This is a genomic window from Agromyces binzhouensis, from assembly GCF_004135055.1.
Lineage (GTDB): Bacteria > Actinomycetota > Actinomycetes > Actinomycetales > Microbacteriaceae > Agromyces > Agromyces binzhouensis.
This window is the reverse complement of record NZ_SDPL01000572.1, coordinates 1-1,515: the sequence shown is the minus strand read 5'-3', so window position 1 is coordinate 1,515 and position 1,515 is coordinate 1. Positions and strand designations below refer to the sequence as shown.

Annotated in this window: 1 protein-coding gene and 1 pseudogene; both read left to right on the top strand. The window is 74.2% G+C overall.

The features are described 5' to 3' along the window. Nucleotides 1-26: 26 nt before the first annotated feature. A complete protein-coding gene (locus ESO86_RS16805) occupies nucleotides 27-1,181 on the top strand; it encodes a ferrochelatase (protein ID WP_129235941.1) in 1,155 nt (384 codons plus the stop codon). After that, nucleotides 1,178-1,515: pseudogene (locus ESO86_RS16800) on the top strand (hydroxymethylbilane synthase); the annotation flags it as partial. The gene ESO86_RS16805 and the pseudogene ESO86_RS16800, both read left to right, overlap by 4 nt.

Genomic DNA, 1,515 nt, shown 5'->3' with positions numbered 1-1,515 from the left:
CCGCCCCGCTCGCCCCCGGCGCGGTCGTGCCCGGCGCGACCGAGCCCGCGCAGGCCGGCCCCGCGCACGTGGAGACGCCCGTCGCCTACGACGCGATCCTGCTCGCCGGCTTCGGCGGGCCCGAAGGCCAGGACGACGTGATCCCGTTCCTCCGGAACGTGACGCGCGGCCGCGGCATCCCCGACGAGCGCCTCGAGGAGGTCGCGCACCACTACCGCCACTTCGGCGGCGTGAGCCCGATCAACGAGCACAACCGCGAACTGAAGGCCGCGCTCGAGGCCGAGCTGGCCGGGCGCGGCATCGACCTGCCGGTCATCTGGGGCAACCGCAACTGGGACCCGTACATGAACGACGCGCTGCGCGAGGCGGGCGAGCGGGGCTTCACGAAGCTCATCGCGGTCGCCACGAGCGCCTACTCGTCGTACTCGAGCTGCCGCCAGTACCGCGAGGACTTCGCGGACGCGCTGGAGGACACCGGCCTGGGTGGTGTCATCCGGATCGACAAGGTCCGGCAGTTCTTCGACCACCCCGGCTTCGTCGCCCCGTTCGTCGAGGGGGTGCGCGAGGCGATCGCGAAGCTCGAGGCCGATCACGAGGGCTTCGACCCCACGACCGATGTCGAGGTGCTGTTCGCGACCCACTCGATCCCGACGACGGACGCCGACCGGTCGGGCCCCGCGGAGCGCGGGTTCGGCGAAGGCGGCGCCTATGCGGCCCAGCACCGGGCGGTCGCGGAGGTCGTGATGCGCGAGGCGGGCGCCGGCGACGTGCCGTGGCAGCTCGTCTACCAGTCGCGCTCCGGCCCCCCGACGCAGCCGTGGCTCGAGCCCGACGTCAACGACGCGATCGCCGAGCTGCCCGCCGCAGGCCGGAAGGCCGTCGTGATCGTGCCGCTCGGCTTCGTGAGCGACCACATGGAGGTCATGTGGGACCTCGACGAGGAGGCCATGGAGACGGCCGAGGAGCACGGCCTCGCCGCGGTCCGCGTGCCCACGCCCGGCGTGCACCCGGCGTACGTCGCCGGCCTCGTCGACCTCGTGCTCGAGCGCGTGAACGGAACGCCCGCCGCGGAGCGGCCGCACGCCACCGAGCTCGGCCCCTGGTACGACGTCTGCCGACCGGGCTGCTGCGAGAACGTGCGACTCGGCTTCAAGCCGGCCCTCGCGGGGATCGCGCCGTGACCGCCGCGGCCGCGCAGCGCGACGTGATCCGCGTCGGGACGCGGGGCAGCGCGCTCGCGCTCGCCCAGACGAACCAGATCGCCGAGCGCCTCGGCAAGGCCGCGAACGCCGACATCGAGATCGTCACCGTCACCACGCAGGGCGACACGTCGCGGGCGTCGCTGCAGTCGATCGGCGGCACGGGCGTGTTCGCGGCCGCGCTGCGCGAAGCCCTCGTCGCGGGGGAGTGCGACGTGGTCGTGCACTCGCTGAAGGACCTGCCCACCGCCGACCACCCGCGCCTGCGCCTCGGCGCCGTGCCCAAGCGCGCCGACGCGCGCGATGCGCTGTGCGC